The 18,914-nt window shown below is 71.0% G+C and carries 20 protein-coding genes and 1 pseudogene; 4 read left to right on the forward strand and 17 right to left on the reverse strand.

The annotated features are described in order from the left end of the window. Positions 1-28: 28 nt before the first annotated feature. From OIC96_RS12085 to OIC96_RS12095, 3 genes are read right to left on the reverse strand one after another with little or no spacing between them, the layout of a single operon-like run. Positions 29-748 carry a maleylpyruvate isomerase family mycothiol-dependent enzyme gene (locus tag OIC96_RS12085; protein WP_330307824.1) on the reverse strand — a complete coding sequence of 240 codons (720 nt, stop codon included), beginning with the start codon at positions 746-748 and terminating at the stop codon, positions 29-31. Continuing rightward, complete coding sequence (locus OIC96_RS12090) at positions 745-1,572, reverse strand: fumarylacetoacetate hydrolase family protein (protein WP_330307823.1); 828 nt, start codon at positions 1,570-1,572, stop codon at positions 745-747. Before OIC96_RS12090 ends, OIC96_RS12085 begins: the two co-directional genes overlap by 4 nt. Before the next feature lie 2 nt (positions 1,573-1,574). Further along, entirely contained in the window at positions 1,575-2,735 is a 1,161-nt protein-coding gene (locus tag OIC96_RS12095) for a cupin domain-containing protein (protein WP_330307822.1), read from the reverse strand. A gap of 108 nt (positions 2,736-2,843) precedes the next feature. Between OIC96_RS12095 and OIC96_RS12100 the strand changes: the two genes are divergently transcribed. Then, positions 2,844-3,620: an IclR family transcriptional regulator gene (locus OIC96_RS12100; RefSeq protein WP_330307821.1), complete on the forward strand. Its 777-nt coding sequence runs from the start codon at positions 2,844-2,846 to the stop codon at positions 3,618-3,620. A gap of 58 nt (positions 3,621-3,678) precedes the next feature. Here OIC96_RS12100 and OIC96_RS12105 read toward each other — a convergent pair whose 3' ends face one another. Both OIC96_RS12105 and OIC96_RS12110 read right to left on the reverse strand, forming a co-directional pair. Continuing rightward, entirely contained in the window at positions 3,679-3,813 is a 135-nt protein-coding gene (locus OIC96_RS12105; RefSeq protein ID WP_330307820.1) for a hypothetical protein, read from the reverse strand. A gap of 141 nt (positions 3,814-3,954) precedes the next feature. Beyond that, positions 3,955-4,626: a DUF4097 family beta strand repeat-containing protein gene (locus OIC96_RS12110; RefSeq protein ID WP_330307819.1), complete on the reverse strand. Its 672-nt coding sequence runs from the start codon at positions 4,624-4,626 to the stop codon at positions 3,955-3,957. 241 nt (positions 4,627-4,867) lie between these two features. Between OIC96_RS12110 and OIC96_RS49875 the strand changes: the two genes are divergently transcribed. Together OIC96_RS49875 and OIC96_RS12125 are read left to right on the forward strand one after the other, a co-directional pair. Then, on the forward strand, positions 4,868-5,623 hold the full coding sequence (locus OIC96_RS49875; protein WP_406502141.1) for a GbsR/MarR family transcriptional regulator: 756 nt from the start codon (positions 4,868-4,870) through the stop codon (positions 5,621-5,623). A 116-nt stretch (positions 5,624-5,739) separates the two neighbouring features. Further along, positions 5,740-6,042, forward strand: a pseudogene (locus OIC96_RS12125) (alcohol dehydrogenase catalytic domain-containing protein); the annotation flags it as partial. A 335-nt stretch (positions 6,043-6,377) separates the two neighbouring features. Here the strand turns inward: OIC96_RS12125 and OIC96_RS12130 are convergent. The 12 genes from OIC96_RS12130 to OIC96_RS12185 all read right to left on the reverse strand — a co-directional run bounded on the left by OIC96_RS12130 (position 6,378) and on the right by OIC96_RS12185 (position 18,188). Beyond that, positions 6,378-7,439 (reverse strand): acetamidase/formamidase family protein, encoded by a 1,062-nt coding sequence (locus OIC96_RS12130; RefSeq protein ID WP_330307818.1) that lies wholly within the window; start codon positions 7,437-7,439, stop codon positions 6,378-6,380. Then, positions 7,436-8,188 carry a cysteine hydrolase family protein gene (locus OIC96_RS12135; protein ID WP_330307817.1) on the reverse strand — a complete coding sequence of 251 codons (753 nt, stop codon included), beginning with the start codon at positions 8,186-8,188 and terminating at the stop codon, positions 7,436-7,438. Before OIC96_RS12135 ends, OIC96_RS12130 begins: the two co-directional genes overlap by 4 nt. Continuing rightward, the gene (locus OIC96_RS12140) at positions 8,181-9,704 is read right to left on the reverse strand and encodes an amidase (RefSeq protein ID WP_330307816.1); all 1,524 of its coding nucleotides are present in this window, start codon (positions 9,702-9,704) and stop codon (positions 8,181-8,183) included. The genes OIC96_RS12135 and OIC96_RS12140 overlap by 8 nt, the downstream gene beginning before the upstream one ends. Beyond that, entirely contained in the window at positions 9,701-10,129 is a 429-nt protein-coding gene (locus OIC96_RS12145; RefSeq protein WP_330307815.1) for a cupin domain-containing protein, read from the reverse strand. Before OIC96_RS12145 ends, OIC96_RS12140 begins: the two co-directional genes overlap by 4 nt. 87 nt (positions 10,130-10,216) lie before the next feature. After that, positions 10,217-10,990, reverse strand: a complete 774-nt coding sequence (locus tag OIC96_RS12150; protein WP_330307814.1) for a creatininase family protein — start codon at positions 10,988-10,990, stop codon at positions 10,217-10,219. Positions 10,991-10,992: 2 nt separating this feature from the next. Beyond that, positions 10,993-12,390 (reverse strand): FAD-binding oxidoreductase, encoded by a 1,398-nt coding sequence (locus OIC96_RS12155; RefSeq protein WP_330307813.1) that lies wholly within the window; start codon positions 12,388-12,390, stop codon positions 10,993-10,995. Then, positions 12,390-13,559 carry a hypothetical protein gene (locus tag OIC96_RS12160; protein WP_330307812.1) on the reverse strand — a complete coding sequence of 390 codons (1,170 nt, stop codon included), beginning with the start codon at positions 13,557-13,559 and terminating at the stop codon, positions 12,390-12,392. Before OIC96_RS12160 ends, OIC96_RS12155 begins: the two co-directional genes overlap by 1 nt. Before the next feature lie 179 nt (positions 13,560-13,738). Next, positions 13,739-14,593, reverse strand: a complete 855-nt coding sequence (locus tag OIC96_RS12165; protein ID WP_330307811.1) for an ABC transporter permease — start codon at positions 14,591-14,593, stop codon at positions 13,739-13,741. Between the two features lie 161 nt (positions 14,594-14,754). After that, a complete protein-coding gene (locus OIC96_RS12170; protein ID WP_330307810.1) occupies positions 14,755-15,501 on the reverse strand; it encodes an ABC transporter ATP-binding protein in 747 nt (248 codons plus the stop codon). Positions 15,502-15,601: 100 nt separating this feature from the next. Continuing rightward, positions 15,602-16,804, reverse strand: coding sequence for an amidohydrolase family protein (locus OIC96_RS12175; protein WP_330307809.1), 1,203 nt, complete (start codon positions 16,802-16,804; stop codon positions 15,602-15,604). After that, positions 16,801-17,688, reverse strand: coding sequence for an MBL fold metallo-hydrolase (locus tag OIC96_RS12180; RefSeq protein ID WP_330307808.1), 888 nt, complete (start codon positions 17,686-17,688; stop codon positions 16,801-16,803). Before OIC96_RS12180 ends, OIC96_RS12175 begins: the two co-directional genes overlap by 4 nt. Next, the gene (locus OIC96_RS12185) at positions 17,685-18,188 is read right to left on the reverse strand and encodes a flavin reductase family protein (RefSeq protein WP_330307807.1); all 504 of its coding nucleotides are present in this window, start codon (positions 18,186-18,188) and stop codon (positions 17,685-17,687) included. Before OIC96_RS12185 ends, OIC96_RS12180 begins: the two co-directional genes overlap by 4 nt. Before the next feature lie 104 nt (positions 18,189-18,292). On the opposite strand from OIC96_RS12185, the gene OIC96_RS12190 reads away from it, so the two are divergent. Then, positions 18,293-18,883, forward strand: a complete 591-nt coding sequence (locus tag OIC96_RS12190) for a helix-turn-helix domain-containing protein (protein ID WP_330307806.1) — start codon at positions 18,293-18,295, stop codon at positions 18,881-18,883. Positions 18,884-18,914: the final 31 nt, after the last annotated feature.

Here is an 18,914-nt window from a genome sequence, read left to right on the forward strand (position 1 = left end):
GAGTCCAATGGGTCGTTGCGCGTCGGCGTCAGAGCCAGGCGCCCAGCGCGGGGGCAGGCGTGCCGTCCGCGGTGCGCAGGTCGGCGTCCCGTCCGGTGAGGTAGGCCGCGATGTCGTGCAGTTCGCCCGTGACCTGGGCGGCTTCGCCGTCGCCCGGCAGCTCCCAGGCGGCGCCGGTGGCCGGTGCCCGCAGCGTCACGGCCGGGCCGGGGGCCGCGGCGCGCTTGGTGACGACGTCGTCGCACAGGACGGTGAGGAAGCCGGCCGGGAGGTCGGCGAAGGTGGCGCCGGTGCCGAAGTCGACGGCGTGGACGCATACCTCGCGGGCGCGCATCCACGGGAGTTCGGTGGCGGGGACGGTGCGGCCCTGGGCGGTGACGACCTCGTGCTGCCACTGCTGGTCGGTGAGCCGGTCCAGTCCCTCGTCGAGCGCCTGCGCGGAGGCGGTCACCCAGGAGCGGAGCTCCTCGGCCGACACGGCCGCGCCCCTGGCGATGCCGGCGGCGCGCTCCTCGGGGGAGGCGTACATCGGCGTCTCTTCGCCGGTGGCCGCCCAGTGCACCAGGTTGCACAGGGCATCGGCGTTGGCGGCGGCGTGCGCCGCGAGGTGCCCCCGGGTCCACTCCGGCAGCACGCTGGGGGCGCGGAAGCCGGCGTCGTCGAGTCCCGCGACGGCGTCGAGCAGCAGCTTGGTGCCCGTGCGGGCCCAATCGCGCGCGGCGGCGAACGTCCGCGTGCCGTCCGTCATGCCCCGACCACCTTGTTGGTGCAGGCGCCGAGGCCGGAGATCTCAGTGACCACGGTCTGGCCGGGGAGCAGGAAGACCTGCGGCTTGCGGGCGTTGCCGACGCCGGCCGGGGTGCCGGTGGCGATGATGTCGCCCGGGCGCAGGGTGATGACGGTGGAGATGTACCGCACCAGGAAGACCGGGTCGAACAGCAGCGTGCCGGTGTCGTCCCGCTGCATGACCTGGCCGTCGACGACCGTCTTGACCTCGAGCGCGGGGCGGACGCCGCCGACCTCGTCGGGGGTGACGACGTAGGGGCCGACCGGGGTGGAGGCCCCCCAGATCTTGCCCTGGGTCCACTCGATGGTGCGGAACTGCCAGTCGCGCACCGAGATGTCGTTCATGACGGTGAAGCCGGCGATGGCGTCGGCGGCCTGCCGCTCGTCGGCGCGGCGCACCTGCTTGCCGATCACGACGGCCAGCTCGACCTCCCAGTCGAGCGCGTCGGTCTCGGCCGGCTTGACGATGTCGTCGCCTGCGCCCAGCAGGGTGTCGGCGAACTTCGGGAAGAGGGTCGGGTAGTTCGGAAGCTCCCGGCCCATCTCCTTGATGTGGTTGGTGTAGTTGTGGCCGACGCAGACAACCTTGGACGGGTTGGGGACGACCGGCGCGAAGTCCGCGCCCTCGACCGGGTAGGCGGTGCCGGAGGCGGCGGCGGCCTTGGACTGCCAGTCGGCCTCGGCGAACAGCTCGCCCAGGTCGCCGTACCCGAGGTCGACGAGGACCTCGCCGTCGAGGCGGACCGCCCGGGTCCCGTCGGCGGTGCGGATGGTGGCGAGCTTCATGTTCAGGCGTCCTTCTGGGTGCGGTTGAGCTTGAGCGCCTCGAAGACGGGCGCGTCGGAGAAGCGGAACAGGTCGAGGGCGCCCTCGTCGGAGTCGGTGGCGCCGGCCTCGGACTTGGCGGAGAACGGCTCCCAGGACGGGACGACGAACAGGTCGCCGCGGCTGACCGTCCAGGACTTGTCGCCGACGGTCACCACACCGGAGCCGTCGAAGACCTGGTAGACCGACGAACCGGTCTCGCGCACCGGCGCGGTCTCGGCGCCGCGGGCGATGCGGTGGAACTCGGCGCGGATGGTCGGCAGGACGTCGGAGCCGTCGTGCGGGTTGGAGTAGCGCACCGCGGCGTGGCCGGGCTCGACGGTGCCGCCGAAGCCCTCCTTCTCCAGCAGGAGCTGGTCGCCCAGGGCGGCGTTGGTGTACTCCCACTTGTAGGACAGCAGCGGGCTGCCCGGGGTGGCCGGGACGGCCGACAGCGGACGCAGGCCCGGGTGGCCCCACAGGCGCTCGGAGCGCGACCGCTGCGGCGTGATCCGCTCGGCGTCGCTGATCTCGTCGCGGCCCAACTCGAAGAACTGCGTCTCGGTGGCGTACTGGAAGGGGATGTCCAGTCCGTCGATCCAGGCCATCGGCTCGGCGGTGGCGTTGTGGTGGGCGTGCCAGTTCCAGCCGGCCTGCGGGAGGAAGTCGCCGCGGCGCATGGCCACCGGGTCGCGCCCGACGACCGTCCACACGCCCTCGCCCTCGACGACGAAGCGGAAGGCGTGCTGGGTGTGCCGGTGCTCGGGGGCGTCCTCGCCGGGCATGAGGTACTGGATGGCCGCCCAAAGCGTCGGGGTGGCGAACGGCCTGCCGCCGAGGGAGGGGTTGGCCAGCGCGATGGCCCGGCGCTCACCGCCGCGGCCGACGGGGACCACGTCGCCGGCCTGGGCTGCCAGCTCCCGCAGCCGCTCCCAGCGCCACAGGTGCGGCACGGCGCGTGAGCGCGGGTGGGCCGGCATCAGGTCGCCGATCTCGGTCCACAGGGGGACGAGCAGCTCCTGTTCGAAGCCCCGGTACAGCTCTTCGAGCGCGGGGGTGACCTCGGGCTGCCCCTCGGCGGAGACGGCCTGGAGCCGGACCGGGGAACCCGTGGCGAAGTCTTGGGCGATGGAGGACTGAGTCACACTCCACAGCGTGCGCCGTGTCCGCCAAATGGACATGTAGATTCTGGAGAGCAGAATACGAGGCCAGAATAGAGCAGAATCCGAGGCCCAGAATCTGGAGGCCACGCCATGGACAAACCACTGAAGACGCCACCGCCCTACCCCATCGCCAGCGTGGACCACGCCCTGCGGGCGGCGACCATCCTGCAGATGGAGGGCGGCGCGACCGTGTCGCAGATCGCCGAGCGGCTGGGCGTGGCCAGGTCGACCGCCCACCGGGTCCTGGCGATGCTCGTCTACCGGGACTTCGCCGTACAGGGCGAGGACCGCGTCTACCGGGCGGGGTTGGTGCTGGAACTCGCCGCGCACTCCCAGTCCCTCGTGTCGCGGCTGCGCGCGGCGGCGCTGCCCCATCTGCGCCGGGTCGTCGATCTGCTGGACGAGACCACGAACCTGATCGTGCGCACCGGGGACACGGCCCGGTTCATCGCCAGTGTCGAGTGCCGGCAGGCACTACGGGTCGGTTCCCGGGAGGGCATGGTGTTCCCGGCCCACCGCACGACGGCGGGACTGCTTCTCCTCGCCGACCTCGCCGAGGAGAAGCTGGAGGAGGTCTACGCCCCCGAGCGCTACCGCGACCGTCCGGCCGATCGCCCGGATCTCGCCAGGCTGCGGACGGAGCTGAGGCGTCTGCGCCGCAACGGGTTCGCCGTCAACAAGGAGCGATCCGAACGCGGTCTCGTCGCCGTCGGCGTGCCGGTGCGCGACCAGGACGGCACCGCGCTGGCCGGTCTGTCGGTGTCGATGCCTAGCGTGCGCTACGACCCACACCGCCTTCAGTCCCTGGTCGCCGCCCTGGACGCCACCGCGCACGCGCTGGAGAAGGATCTGACCGAGCACCACTGAGCCCCCTGGCCACACGACAGTCAACCAGGCGGCCCGGCCGCAGCACACCGATCACCGATCACCGATCACCGAGCGGATCAGCGGCCGGGATGAGGTCCTCCTCGCACACGAACGGAGCGGCGTACGCCGACCGGATGTCGGTGCACGCCGCCCTCGGGTGGGACGCGTTGCGGAAGGTGGCCCGCGTTGCCATGGCGGCTACTTCGGGTCGTCGTTGAACTTCGAGGTCGACCAGAAGCAGCCGAGGACGGTCTGGTCGCCGTAGGACTTGCGCAGCCCGTTCGCCGCGATGGCCAAGCCGGTCATGAGGGGTGCTCCTTTGCAGGCTGCGGGTTTACAGGCTGCGGGCGGTGATGTCGCCGTAGGCGGTGGTCGCGTGGATGTTCAGGCCGGCGGCGGCGCCGTCGGTGTTCTTGAGCGTGTTGTGGATCCGGCCGTAGCCGGTGCCGGCGTCCAGGGCGGCGGAGACTCCGCGGGCGGCGCCGACCGAGATCTCGCCGTGTTCGGTGCGCAGCGTGACCGTGCCGCGCACGGCCTCGGTGATGTGGAGGTCGCCCTTCTGGGTGCTGATCTCCGCGGAGCCGCCCAGGCGGCCGACCGATACGTCGCCGGCCTGGAGGGTGAGGCGGGCGCTCGCGGCCTCGTCGAGCTTGACCGTGCCCTGCGCGCTCTCGAAGGCGACGTCGCCGAGCCGTCCGACGCCCCGGAACTCGGCGCTGGCCGCCTTCGCCTCGATGCGGGAGCCGACGGGCAGCTGGATGGTCACCTCGATGGATCCGGGAGCGCCGAGGATCCGGTTCTTCGCCGCCGGGGCGTCGATCCGCAGGACGCCGTCGCCGTAGGCGACCTCGATCTGCTCCGCCGCCTTCACGTCGCGGCCCTTCGAGGCGTCCGCGGGCAGGATCTCGACCGTGGTGTCGGCCCGGTCGGCGGCGATGAACCGGATGCGTCCCGCGGGGATGTCGAGGACGGCGGAGACCGGGGCGGGGGTGTCGAACTTCTGCATCGTGCTCTCCTTCTTCTGCAGCGTGCGCTCTTCGGCCCGCTGTTTCTGATGATGGAAAAGCTACGTTGCGTTCACAGATCCGGCAACACTGTCGTTGCACGCGATTGCCGTCACCGCAGGTGAAAGCCATGAAATCGTTGCAATGGTTTTGGGTCTAATGCAACAACCCCACCGCGTTCGTTGCAATGGATTGGGAGCGAACGCTATGCTGGAGACACCAAGGACCACGAAGGAGACCGCGATGCCGGGAGGCAGGCTCACCCAGCAGGAACGTCAGCAGATCGCGCTGGGACTGGCCGACGACCTCGCCTACGCGGAGATCGCCAGACGCCTCGACCGTCCGACCTCGACGATCACGCGCGAGGTGACGCGCAACGGCGGCCCCACCGCCTACCGGGCCGACCTCGCCCACCGCGCCACCGAACACCGCGCCCACCGGCGCAGGCAGAGCGCGCCCCGAGGGCCGGAAGAGGCGCCCCCGCAGCCCCACGGACGCGATGCCGAGGCCGTACGCGAGTACGAGGAGACGTTCACCACCGTCCTCATGCAATCAGGCGCGCCCAAGATGATGTCCCGGGTCCTGGCCTGCCTCTACACCACCGACGCCGGCAGCCTCACCGCGTCCGAACTCGTCCAGCGCCTCCAGGTCAGCCCGGCGTCCATCTCCAAGGCGATCGCGTTCCTCGAGAGTCAGGGCCTGGTCCGCCGGGAACGCGACGAACAGCGCCGCGAGCGCTATTTCGCCGACGAGGACGTCTGGTACCAGTCGATGATGGCCAGCGCCCGCTCCACCGCCCAGCTCGTCGAGACCGCACGGCAGGGCGTCGGCATCCTCGGCCCCGGCACCCCGGCCGCCGTCCGCCTCGAGAACATCGCCCGCTTCCTCGACTTCGTCACCGAGAGCATCACCCGCGCCGCGGAGCAGGCCCGCGAAGTCCTCCACACCAAACCCGAAACGACCTCGGACGACACTGCCGAGCCAAGTTCGGATCGCTGAAGACCTTCCAGAACCTGGCACCAGAGCCGCGCCGAACGCGCCCGGAGCCGCGCGCACCGAGAACGATCCCCCTACGCTCGAAGAACCCGCGAGCTGCGAGGCGACGGAGGTCCCACATGCTTGCGTCCTGGTACGACGAACAAGGCCCCGCAACCGACGTGCTCCAGGTCGGCGAACTCCCTGACCCTCAGCCCGGCCCGGGCGAGGTCCGCGTCCGCGTCACCGTGTCGGGGGTGAACCCCGGCGACACCAAGAAGCGGCGCGGCTGGCTCGGCTCCTCGATGCCCTACCCCCGGGTGATCCCGCACAGCGATGCCGCCGGTGTCATCGACGCCGTCGGGGAAGGAGCCGACGCGCGCCGCGTCGGGCAGCGGGTGTGGGTCTACGGCGCCCGGATCCGGCCGGGGGCGGGCTCGGCAGGGGCGTCAGGGCCGACTCGGCTTCCCATGAACCCGCAGGCCAGGCGCCTCCGCAACACGCGCGTAGCCGGAGTTCATGGCCTCGAAGGTGCTCCGGTCATAACTCCGGGAATCCGCCGTGTACTTGGCGGCTCCGTTGACTGCCCGCGTGCGCGAGCGCACCCGGCGAGACGTCGGCGATGCGGAGCGCTTTGTGCGCGCGTCGCAGTGACGACGACGTGCTCGGCGGGCAGGCCGAGTTCCCGCTCGATCCGCTCGCGCACCGGCGTGATGTCGCCTGCAATCGAAACCTGAGATCCAGGCTCGCCCCCTGGCAGAGCGCGAACAGTGTGGCGTCAGAAGGTCAGGTCCGCCTTGGAAATGCGGCAGTGGACGCCCTTGACGATGTCGACCACCTGGGAGACCTGGAAGTCGGCGGCCGCGCTGAGGTAGGCGAGGGCAACCGGGCCGGGGACGGAGAAGCGCTCGTCGAGGAAGGTGAGGGCGTCGCGTACGGCGTGGCGCATCGCCTCGTCGAGGTCGGTGTCCAGGCCCATGACGATGTGCTCGGTGTCGGTCTCGGCGAAGGGGGCGCGCAGGCGGGACGCGAGTCGGCGCAGGGCGGGGTCGCGGTGGACGGTGAGGCGGAGGGTCGCGCGCAGAGGGGCTTCGAAGGCGGTAAGGGCCACTTCGCCGTCGCCCTGGGAGAAGTGCGGGTCGCCTGCGTAGAAGTGGGCTCCGTCGACGGCGACGGGGAGGAAGAGGCGGGCGCCGACGCCGAGGTGGCGTACGTCGAGATTGCCTCCGTGCGGGCCGGGAGGCACCGAGTGGACCGGGGCTTCGGTAGCGGGGGCGGTGCCCATGATGCCGAGGAAGGGACGGAGCGGGAAGCGGATGTCGCGACCGTCGCCCACGGGGAGTCGGCCGCGGCCGTCGTCGTCGACGGTGGCGACCAGACTGACCGGGTCGGGGCCGGGGCCCTGGGGGTATTCGCCGGGGAGCGCGCCCTTGCCGTGGCGGTTGCTGATCACGCCGTAGGGGGCGCGGCGGCGCAGGCGGAGGACTTCCACTTCGAGTACGTCGCCGGGCTCGGCCCCCTGGATGTGGACGGGTCCTGTGACCACGTGCGGGCCGTGGGCGGCGGGGTCGTGAAGGCGGGTGGAAGCGGCGAGTTCGGCCGTGTCGTGGAGGATGCCGTGGATGCCGGCCGCGGCGAAGAAGGCGGCCGGGTCTCGGCCCTGGTCGGCGAGGATGCCCTCGTGGCTGATGGTGTCGAGGCTGACGACCGCGCCGGAGGGGACCGAAAGGGCCGGCTTGGAGAGGGCGTTGGGGAGCAGACCCCAGTGGACCGCGGCGGGGTCTGCGGGCAGGTAGTGGTCGCCGTCGACGGGGCCCCGGTGGGGTTGGAGGAGGGTCACAGCGCTTCCTGGAGGTCGGCGGCGGTGAGGGTGAAGCCGAAGCACTGGCGGACGTTGTAGACGGTGGCGTCCATGCAGTACGCGGGTGAGGTGGTGGCCACCGCGTCCTCCAGCATCAGCACGTCGTAGCCGAGGCTCGCCGCGTCCATGAGGGTGGCGAGGACGCACTGGTCGGCGTTGACTCCGGCGAACAGGAGCGTGTCGGCGCGGAGATTGCGCAGGACGCTGTCGAGTTCGGTGTCCTGGAAGCCGCTCATGCGGTACTTGGCGATGTGCAGGTCGCCGGGTGCCGCGAAGAGGGGTGCGGTGATGTCGGCGGACGCGCTGTCGCGTTCCAGGACCCTTGCCCCGGTGGGCAGTTGGGAGCCGAGTCCGCCTCCGGTTCCAGCCTGGTCGTAGACGTGGAGGACGCCGGGCGGGAGGTTCGCGCGGTCGGGGCGGTTGCCCCAGTTGAGCCAGACGACGGGAACGTCGGCCGCCCTCAGGGCGGGGAGGAGCCGCTGGAGTACGGGGATGGGGGTGCGGGCCGGGGACACGTCCACTCCGATCGAGGCCAGCCAGCCGTCGGGCGAGCAGAAGTCGTTCTGCATGTCGATGACGACGATGGCCGTCGAGGCCAGGTCGAGCGTCAGGATTTGGGGCTGAGCCTCCACGGTCACGGGCCGGGCCAGGCGTTGCGGGCGGCGGAGGTCGACGTGTGTGACGTCCGCGCGCCAGGAGTTGCGGGAGTTGGGGCCGATTTCATGCATGGGTCAGCTCCAGGAGGGCGTGGTCCGTGCCCGGCGCGCCGATCGCGCAGAGGCCGACCGGGAGGTCGCGGACCCGCAGCCGGGGCATGGTGACGGCGGGCAGCCCGGCGAGCGAGGCAAGGCAGGTGAGGCGGAGGGTTGCGGCTCGTACGGTCTCGACCTCGGCCGGTGTCGCATCGGCGCGGGGGGCCGGGCTGCTCGTGGCGGGGAGAAGGAGCACGGTGCCGGGCGGCAGGACTTCGACGATGACCGAACGGGCGGACAGGAGCCCGGAGGTGGCGTCACGCACTTCACCCTCGGCGACCTGGCTCCCCCCGGCGAACCGGGCCTCGATGTCGGCCCCCAGCGCGCCTGGATGCTTTTCGATCCACTCCCCGTGCGCGGCCCACGCCTCGGCCGCCTGGACGGTACGGAAGGCGGGCAGCCACTCCTCCAGGTGTGGGGCCATGCCGGTGTCGGTCCGCACGAGCTCCAGGCCGGTACGGAGGGAGAGTGCCCGGCATGCCGCCTCGAAGGAAGCCCGGACCTCGGGTTCGGCGAGCGCGGTGAGGGCGTCGTCGACCAGAAGCGTGGTCACCCGGGCTTCGTCGTCCCGGGGCAGGAGCACCTTCGCCGCTGTACGCAGCAGGTCCGGGTCCCGGGCAAGCAGTCCCGCCGTGTCGAAGGACGGGGCCAGCGGGAGCAGGCCGCCGGTGGGGACGGCTCCGAGGGTGGGGCGCCAGCCGTAGAGGCCGCAGTAGGAGGCGGGGACCCGGATCGAGCCCGCGGTGTCCGTGGCCAGCCCCAGATCCGCCCAGCCGCGGGCGACCGCCGCCGCCGGGCCGCTGCTGGAGCCGCCGGTGATCCGGCCGGGGGCGGCGGGGTTGACGGGGGTGCCGTAGTGGATGTTGGTCCCGGCGAGACTGAAGGCGAGTTCGTCGGTCTGGGCGATGCCGGCCAGCTGGGCGCCTGCGCTGAGCAATTCCCTTACCGCGTCGGCATGTCGGTGCTCCACCGGCGCATCGGCCAGCCACTGCGGGTTGCCCCCGCCGATCCGCTGTCCGGCAACGGCGAAGAGGTCCTTGACGGCAGTACGTACACCGGCGAGCGGCCCCTCCTCCGCCCCGGCGACCAGCGGCCGGCCCACGACCCGCCACACCGCGGGGTCCGGAGCCTCGTCCGCCACCGGGCTCGGCACCGCGCTGACGTGCGCGGCCGCGATCCGCCAGCCCTCCCCCGTCAGCCGCCACACCTGTGTCTGCATCCCGCGCGCCCCGTCGGCCCGCAGCGTTTCGGCGGTCAGTACGGCGACGTCCTCGGCGATCCGCACCTCATGGACGCGCTCGACCGTACGGGCCGGCGCTCCCCCGCTGCGGCCGCGACGGAAGTCCGAGATGGCCGCATGCCCGCTCAGCACCATGGAACCCTCGGCGCGCACCGTGTCCGGGGCGTCCAGGAACCAGTGGTCGAGGGCCGCCACGTCATTGGCGCCCAGGGCCTGTTCGTACGACCAGAAGGCGTTGAGGAGTTCGCTCATCGGGCGGCTCCGAGGACGGCCAGGTCCGCGTCGTCGAGCACCGCGTCGGGGCCCCGCTGGATCAGGTTGGCGAAGCCCTCGTCGGGGGACATGATCGTGAGGGTGTAGAGCCGCTCGGTGGCCGAGGTGTTGGTGATCCGGTGCTTGGAGCCGAGGGGCAGGACGAGTACATCACCCGGTGCGAGGTCGCGTTCGTGCTCGTCGCTGACCGCGCGGCCCTCGCCCGCGAGCACCACGAAGGTCTCCACGGACTCGGGGTGCCAGTTGAGCGGTTGGGCGCCGCCCGGTTCCCACACCTCGAAGACGACGGTGGTCGGTGAGCCGTCGGCCGGTCCGGTGAGGACGGCGAGCTTGACCGTGTCGCCCGCGGTGATGTGGTGAGCGGTGATCTTGCTGAGCGGCGTGTGGAGCGGGGGGATGGCCATGGCGGGTGTCCTCGACGTCAGGCGGTCAGGCAGGTGGCGGTCTTCGGACGGGTGACGGTCCGACGGTTAGTGATGGAGAGAAAGCTGTCAGGCGTAAGGCAGGAAGCGGGCGCATTCGCGCAGTGCGGCCGCGTTGTCGGCGATCGCGGTGTCGACGAGCTTGCGGCCGAGTTCGGGGGTGGCTCCGGTGGGGTCGCCGATGACGCCGTTGCCCGTACCGAAGTCGTCGCTCGTCCAGCCGAAGGAGACGGACTTGCCGAAGCCGACGTGCTCGTAGGCGGTCAGGTGCTCCGGGACACTCCGCTCGGCCAGCGACATGTCCACCGTCTCCGGGTGGAGGTGCAGCATCGCCGCGGTCTCGTTCAGCCCGCCGTGCACGCCCAGGCCGAGCTCGCCGGAGGGGGACACGCCGCCCTGGTCCGCGGGCAGCGCGGCGTGCAGCAGGAAGGTGAACAGACCGTACTTGGTGCGGAGTTCACGTAGGGCGACGCCCAGCAGCGCGCTGTTGCCGCCGTGTGCATTGAGGAACGCGAGCCGCCGGACGGGCCCTTTGGCGAGGGACCGTCCGAGGTCGTCCAGTACCGCGAAGAGCGTCGCGGCGCTGAGCCACAGTGTCCCGGGCGACCAGGCGTGTTCGTCGGACTTGGTGTACGCGAGGCCCGGCAGCAGGGTGATGTCGCAGCTGTCGGAGGCGGCCAGGGCCGCACCCTCCGCTATCGCCTCCGCCATGAAGTAATCCGTGGCGACGGGCAGATGGGGCCCGTGCTGCTCGATCGCGCCGACGGGGAGGACGGCCACGGTGTCGGCGGACAGGTCAGTGACCGACGGTCCACTGAGGTCGGTGAAACGCGTGAAGGTCATGGTCAGCGCGCTCCCAGGAGGTGGCCGGGGTTGAGCAGCCCCAGCGGGTCGGCGGTGCGAGCGGCGGCGCGGGCGAGGTCGAGGCGCCGGTCGACGTACCAGTTGTGGACGTCGTGGACACCGACGCCCAGCGCCTCCAGGGCGGCGATCCCCTCGTACACGGCGGCTTCACCCTGGTAGTGCGCCATCAGCATGCCGACGGTCCCCGAGCGCATCCCCTCCAGGTGCAGCACCGTCCCGGGGAAGACGGCCTTGACCGCTGCCGGGTCGCCGAGCAGTACGTCGCCGCCGATCTCCAGGTGGAAGTAGCCGTCCTGGGCCTTCATCAGGTGGTACGTGGGGTGGTTGAAGGAGAGCGAGGAGATGAGGGCGGGGCCGCGCGGTGCGGGACGTACCTCGGTCACCCGGCCGCCGTGCTTCTCGATGATCGCGCGGGCGTCGTCCTCGGCCCGCTCCTCGATGATCGCGCGGACGCTGAGCGCGGCCGGGTCGAGGGCCGGGTCGGCCTCGAAGGTCTCGACGAGGCCGGGCTCGTCGAGGGAGACCAGGCGCGGGGCGGGCTCCAAACGTACGAGGTCGCCGAGTGCGGCGGTGGCGGAGGTCCACGTGTCGAAGGAGGTGAAAAGGCCGGTCCAGACGCGAGCCGGCTGAAGTGCGACGGTCGCGGTCGTAGTGATGCCGGTGGTGCCGTAGGCGTGGATGTACGGGAGGGCTTCCTCGCCGCGTACGGTGAAGGGCTCGGCCTCCGCCGTGCACGGGACGACGGTCAACTCCCGCACAAAACCGTCCCCGTTGGTGCCGTTGGCGAGCGATCCCGTGCCGCCGTTCCCACCACAGAGGAAGCCGCCGAGCGATGTCCCGAAGGTGGAGGGGAACATCCACAGCTCCTGGCCCAGCGTGCGCGCATGCGCCTCCAGGTCGGACATCTTCGCGCCCGCCTCGGCCCTGATCCACCCGTCGCCCGCGCCCAGGATGCGTCCGCATCCGGTGAGGTCGAGGACGGCGCCACCGTGGAGCGGGATCGCCTGGCCGTAGTTGCCGGTGCCTTTGCCGCGCGGGGTGAGCGGGATACGCAGGCGGTGGGCGAGGGCGACGAGGGGCTGGACCTGCTCGTACGACGACGGGCGCAGCACCACCTCGGCGCGACCGGCGGGGAGCTTGGCGGCGAGGATCGGCGACATGTGCGCCCAGTCGCGGGACGCCTTGTCGAGGGCGGAGTCCTCGCGTACGACGGCATCATCACCCAGGAGTGCGGCGGCCTCCGTACAGAATGCGTCGATGCCGGGGGTGCGGTGCGTGGCACCTGGGCCGGCGCCCACCATCGCGTCGTCCGCGACCAGTTCGGTCATCCGGCGCAGTTCGGCGGCGGACAGGGTCGTGCCCTTGGGGTCGACGGCCATCACTTCATTCCGATCTTGGTGTCGATGAATGCGTTGGTCGCCAGATCGTCGGCGCTCAGCCCGGCCGGGATCTTGACGCCGCTCTTGGCGAGGATCGGTCCGAAGGTCTTCAGGGAGTCGGTCACCCGCTTCTTGTCGAAGCTCGCGATCGATCCGTCGGCCTCGTTGCCGAGGATGCCGAGCTTGACCATCTCCTTGGCGGCGTACTGGCCGGTGCCCTTGGAGTAGACCCAGCTCGTGCCGTACTGCTTCACGATGTCGTCGATGAGCGTGACCGCGGTGTCCGGTGCGGCGGCGAAGTCGGCGGCCGACTGCTGGATGACGGGGACCAGCTTCTTCAGGCAGGGGCCGAGCTTCTTCAGCGCACCGGTGCGGACGGAGAGTGCCTCCGGGTAGACGGTGTAGCCGACATCGGACAGCAGCTGGAACTTGACCGGCTTCTTCCAGGCGGCGACCTCGTGCTCGTAGAGGTACGGTTCCGCGGTCGCGAAGCCCTGCTGCGCGATGGAGGGGTCGGCGACGAAACGGGACGGCGCACTGTCGTAACTCCCGTCCAGCTGGCTCTTCTTGATGAGCCCCTTCGCCACCAGCATCGGGGCGAAGACCTCGCCGTCGCGGTAGACGACCTTGGCGCCGCTCTTGCCGATGTCGGCGACGGTCTTCCAGTCCGGGTGGGTCTTGGGGTCCCACATCAGGACCTGCGGGCTCTTCTTCATCAGCGCGGCGACCGCGGTGACGGGCCGCTTGCCGGCTGTCTGGATGGCGCTGTCGGTGGTGACCATGCCGAGAGTGATGGACTGGTCGATGTACATCTCCGAGGCGGGGGTCTGGTATCCGACGGCCGAACCGCCGGCCCGTACCTGGATCTTGACGCCGGTGTCCTTGCCGCCGATGACGAGGGGGCCGGTGACCCGCTTCTTGTCGGTGTCGACGGTGTAGCCGGGGCCGACGAGGTTGTAGATCGGACCGTGTTCGGCCTCGGGCTCCCAGTCGGCCTGGACGACGACGGTGGCGGGACAGACCTTGTCGAGGCGCAGGGCAGCGGGGGCGGGCTTGAGGTCGGCGGACGAACCGGCGCTGGTGCTGGCGCCGGCGCCGCAGCCGGTGGCGGCGAGAAGGAGCGAGGCGCTCAGTCCCGCAACAAGGCTTCTTCTGGCGGAAATTGGCATGGCTGTCTCCCAGGAGGGGCTCTGACGAGGAAGCGGAGAGGGGGTGGGGCCGGCTCAGCAGGTCGGGTGAAGTCCGCTGCGGTTGGGAAGCGCCCTGAAGGGGCGCGGGGAACTGCGCGACCAGCCACGACGGTGCCGCAGACGGTCGACGGCATATCGCGGCACTTCCAGCGGAGCGCTCAGCTGCGGCCGGACGCGTGCCAGGAACCGATGGCGAGGCGGGACAGGAACGTGAAGAGCGCGAAGACGGCGACCCCGAAGAGGGAGGCGAGGATGATCGCCGCGAAGAGGTCCTCGGACTGGAGCCGTGAGCGGTAGACGTCGAGGAGGGTGCCGATGCCGGGCGCGCCCTGCTTGAAGAACATGTCGCCGACGATCGCGCCGATGACGGAGAGCCCGGAGGAGGTGCGCAGCCCGGTGAAGAGGGCGGGGAGCGCTGCGGGCAGTTCCAGCTTGCGCAGGCGGGCCCAGCGGCTCGCCTTCTGGAGGGTGAAGAGGTCGTGGTGGGCGCGGTCCACGGACTGCAGTCCGAAGAGGGTGTTCGCGATCAGCGGGAAGAGGGCGATGAGGACACAGACGACGACCCGGCTGGTGAAGCCGAAGCCGAACCAGAGGCCGATGAGGGGGACGATGGCGAGGATCGGGACGGTCTGCAGGATGACGGCGTAGGGATAGAGGGAGCGCTCCAGCCAGCGGGCGCGGCTCATCACGACGGCCCCGGTGATGCCGAGGGCGGCGGCGATGGCAAGCCCGGCGAGAGCGACCTGCGCGGTGAGGGCGAGGGCCTGGAGCATGGGCTGGAGGTGGGTCCAGTCGAGGACGGCGACCTGGAGGACCTGATGCGGGGGCGGCACGAGGAAGCGGCGGGCGGGGGCGAGGAGCAGGTAACTCACCGCGTACCAGAGGCCGATGGCGACAGCGAGCGAGCCGATGGGGGCGAGCAGGGCTACGGGGCCCCGGCGTGCCCGGACGGACACCTCGGCGGCCGGGAAAGTCGCGGCCGTGGCGTCGGCGGCAGCATCGGACTGGTGCACGGGGGTCTTCCCCTCGTGGGCCGGAGCGGCAGCGTTCGAACCGGTGACGGCCGGTTCGCAAGCGGCAGACGGTTCGCCGCTCGGACCGACTGCGACGGAGGCGGCAGTGGTTGCGTGGGCGGTCGGCGCGTCGGCGGGCGTGGCAGCCGGGGTGTTCGTGGTCACTGGGCGTCTCCTCGCAGGGCCTCGGAGACCGCGCCCGCGATCGCGGCGAACTCCGGTTCGTAACGCAGCGATGCGGGCCTGGGGTGGGCGAACGGGACCTCGAACTCGGCGGTGATGCGTCCAGGTCGGGCCGACATCACCACGACCCGGTTGGCGAGGAACACCGCCTCGGTCACCGAGTGTGTGATGAAGAGACCCGCGAATCCCGTCTCCGCGAAGATCCGCTGGAGCTCCTCCTGCATACGAAGCCGGGTCATCTCGTCCAGCGCGCCGAAGGGTTCGTCGAAGAGGAAGAGCGCGGGGCTCATCATCAGCGCGCGGGCCAGCGAGACCCGCATCCGCATTCCGCCCGAGAGCTGTCCCGGCAGCTGCTTCTCGAAGCCGTCGAGGCCGACGAGACGGATGGCGTCCATGGCGCGCTCGTGCCGTTCGGCCTTGGGACGGCCGGCCAGTTCGGCCGGCAGCGCCACATTGGCGAGGACGCTGCGCCAGGGCAGCAGGGTGGCGTCCTGGAACACGTAACCGATGTCGCCGCCCGGGGCGCTGATCTCGCCCGCGCTGGGGGCGTCGAGACCGGAGGCGAGCCGCAGCAGGGTGGACTTGCCGCATCCGGAGGGGCCCACGACCGCCACGAACTCCCCTGCCCCGACGCGGAGATCCACGCCCGAGAGTGCGGTGGTTCCGCTGTCGAAACGCTTGTCGACGGCTACGAAACTCAGCGCCGTCTGCACTGCTGTCGCCACGTCGACTCCTTCCTGTGGGCCCTGGAGCGTTCACTGATGTTCGTAGCATCAACATTCATTGTTTCGGAGGGGTGTCCCGGACGTTTACGCCCGGGACCAGTCAGAGCACTTCGCGGATCACCGTGGTACGGCTCACCGCCCGCCCGCCCTTGAAAACGATCCGGTCCGGGTACGAGGCGCCGACAACCCCGGAGAGCGAGTCGGCCCGTACGGCGAGGAGGTCAGCGATCGCACCCTCGTACGGCCCCGCGGCGGGTAGCCCGAGGACCGTGCGGGCGCCGGTGGTCACCGCGTGGACGGCCTCAGGAAGCGTCAAGTGACCTGCCGCGACGAGGAGTCCGGCGGTCTCCAGGGGGTCGGCCCTGCCCACCGGGTTGAAGGGGTCGCGGATGTTGTCGCCGCCCCCGGCCAGGGGCACGCCCGCGTCCAGGAGGGCGCGTACGGCGGTCAGACCGCGGGGGGTGCGGGCAGGGGTGTCGCGGCCCTGGAGGTAGAGGTTGGTGAGCGGCAGTGCGACGACCCCGATCCCGGATGCCGCCGCCTCCTTGGCGATCCGGGCGGCATCGGCCGGGTCCAGGCCGCCCAGTCCCACGCAGTGGCTGGCGGTCGCACCGTGGGCGAAGCCCCGCTCCCGTACCGCCTGGGCGAGCAGCAGCAGATCCTTCGGGTCCGGACGGAGATGCTCGTCCGCGTGCAGATCGACGCCGACGCCGTGCCGCTCGGCGATGGTCAAGGCGCGGGCGACAGCGGCCTGCGGGTCGTCGGAGAGGTGCGGGCAGCCACCGAGCAAGTCGGCCCCCAACTCCAGTGCCTCGTCGAGGACTTCGTCGGGCGCCTCGACGTGCAGTACGGCGATCTGCAGGGCAACCCGCTCGCTCAGCTCCTCGCGCAGCCGCAGCAGCGCCCGCAGCCCTCGGAGCGGATCGGGGCCGGGCAGGACGTCGGCGTGGGTGCGGACGGCGGTCGCACCGTTGGCGACCAGCTCGTCCAGCGCGCGGCGGGCCCTGACCAGCACGTCCTCCTCCGTCACCTGCTCGGCATAGCCGCTCCAGGCGGCGACCGCCCCCGGCAGGTCGCAGGGCGGTGCACCGGCCAGGTCCCAGGTGAGGGCCTTGTCGAGGTGGGCGTGGGGTTCGGCGGGGGCGGGCAGCAGCAGGAAGCCGGAGAGGTCCATCTCCTCGCACAAGGAGGGGAGTTGACCGGTCGGCGCGACGGCCGACACCCGCCCGTCCTCGATCAGTACGTCCCGGACCTGTCCTTCGGGCAGCCGCGCCCCGCGCAGCAGCAGTGCCGTCGCCGTCATCGTGCCTCCTCGTTCTCCGGTGCGGTGAGTACCGCGAAGCCGTCGAAGGCGTGCCACATCACGGGCGCCCCGAACATGTCCTGGCGGCGGACCGGGCGGGTCCGTCCGCGTACCACCTGGTCGAAAGCTTCGGCGACCCGTCCCACGAAGTAGTGGCCCTCACGGTGGCGGAGGTTGTGCCCCAACAGGGCTGTTCTGACTGGTAGTTCGGCCAATCGCCGAGTCGATGCGGCGAAGGCGGGTACATCGGCGCCCGGCACATGGGCGAAGAAGGTGCCGCTGATCAGGGTGTCGCCGGCGAGGAGCTGGCCACTCTCCGGCTCCCAGAGGCAGATGCCGTCGGGCGAGTGGCCGGGGGTGTGCAGGACGTGCAGCCTCCGCCCGCCCAGGTCGAGCTGCTCCCCTTCCCTGAGCAGCCGGGTCGGGCGCACCGCGTCGATACGCCACTGGGTCAGCTCGGGGACGGGCCGCACCTCGATCCGAGAGTCGGTGAGGAAGAAGCCCTCGGCGGAGAGTGCGCTCAGCTCGATGTAGCGCTGTCGCATGTCCTGCGCGATGTGCTCGTACGTCTCGAGCCACTCGCGCGGTGCGGGCTCGCCGTGCAGGTCCGCGCCCGCCTCGTGGACGGCGAAGTCCTTGGCCTCGCCCACCAGCGAGGCGTTGCCGCCCCGGTGGTCGTAGTGGTGGTGGGAGTTGACGACGAGCAGCGGCAGCGAGGTCAGTGCGCGCACCTCGCGCCCGATGTCCCCGATGCCCATTCCGGTGTCGTACAGCAGGGCGAGGTCGTCGCCCACGACGAGATAGCTGTTGACGTGCCCGGGCTCGGCGATGAGGAAGGTCCCGGGTCCGGTCTCCTGTACGGAGAACCAGTCGCGCCCGCTCATGCGCCGATGCCGTGGTAGCGGCGGGCGTGGTGGACGAGAGCGCCGACCCCGCCCCGGCCGGGGATGATCTCGTCGATGTCGGCGATCAGCAGCAGGTGGTCCCCGGCCGCCACCTCTTCCCGTACGCGGCACAGAACGGCGTACGTGCTCTGCGCGAGCAGCAGTGGCACACCTCCCTCTCCCGTCGTCCACTCCAGCCCGGCGAACCGGTCGACGGCCGGATCGGCGAAGCGCCGCGAGACGGATTCGGCGTCCGCGGCAAGGATGTTGAGGGCGAGCCTGCCGCCGTCCTGGAGCAGCGGCAGGGTGCGGCTGCCGCGCTGGACACCGATCGCTATCAGCTGCGGCGCGCGGCTGAGGCTCATCACGGCGGTGCTGGTGAATCCGGCAGGTGTGCCATCGGCTGCGGCGGCGGTCACGACGCAGACGCCGCCCGCGAGGGCGGCCATGGCATCGAGGAACCCGGCCGTGGCAGGCCGGTCGGCGGTGGTCGCGGTCATTCGAGCTCCTCGCTTAGAATGTTCGTCACATCAACATTCAGCGTAAGAGACATGTGTTTCGCGGGAGTAAATCCCACTCCGAAGCAACGCTTAGGATTTCCGCCATGGCAGACCGCCCCACCGAAACCCCCGCCGATCCGGACCAGCAGCTCGGCAACGCGATCCGTCGGCTACGCAAGAAGCGTGGCCTCACCCTTGTCCAACTCGCGGGCAGCGCCGGCCTTTCGCACCCCTTCCTCAGTCAGCTGGAGCGCGGACTGACCCGCCCGAGCATGCCCTCGCTGCACCGGATCGCCCAGGCGCTCGGCACCACCCAACAGGCCCTGCTGGCGCACTCGGCGACCTCCCCCGCCGACATCCATGTCGTACGGGAAGGGACCGGCACCCCCGTCGCCAACAGCGGCGGCTCGGCCCGGATGCTCGGGGCTCCCCAATTCGCCGTCCACCCGGTCGAGTACACCGGAGGGCCCACCGGCTTCGAGGAGTACTACGACCACCCGGGCGATGAGTTCCTCTACGTGGTACACGGCGCGATCGAGGTCGACCTGATGGGCCCCGACGGCCGCGAACTACACCGCCTCCACGCCGGCGACAGCCTGCTCTACCCAGGCGGAACCCCGCACCGCTGGCGGGTTCTGAAGGATCAGGACCCCTCCGGGGTGCACATCCTCACCGTACAGAACGCCCCTCGCTAGAACGCCGAGCAAAGAGCGACAGGTGTAGAGG

It is taken from the genome of Streptomyces sp. NBC_00775 (assembly GCF_036347135.1).
GTDB lineage: Bacteria > Actinomycetota > Actinomycetes > Streptomycetales > Streptomycetaceae > Streptomyces > Streptomyces lutosisoli.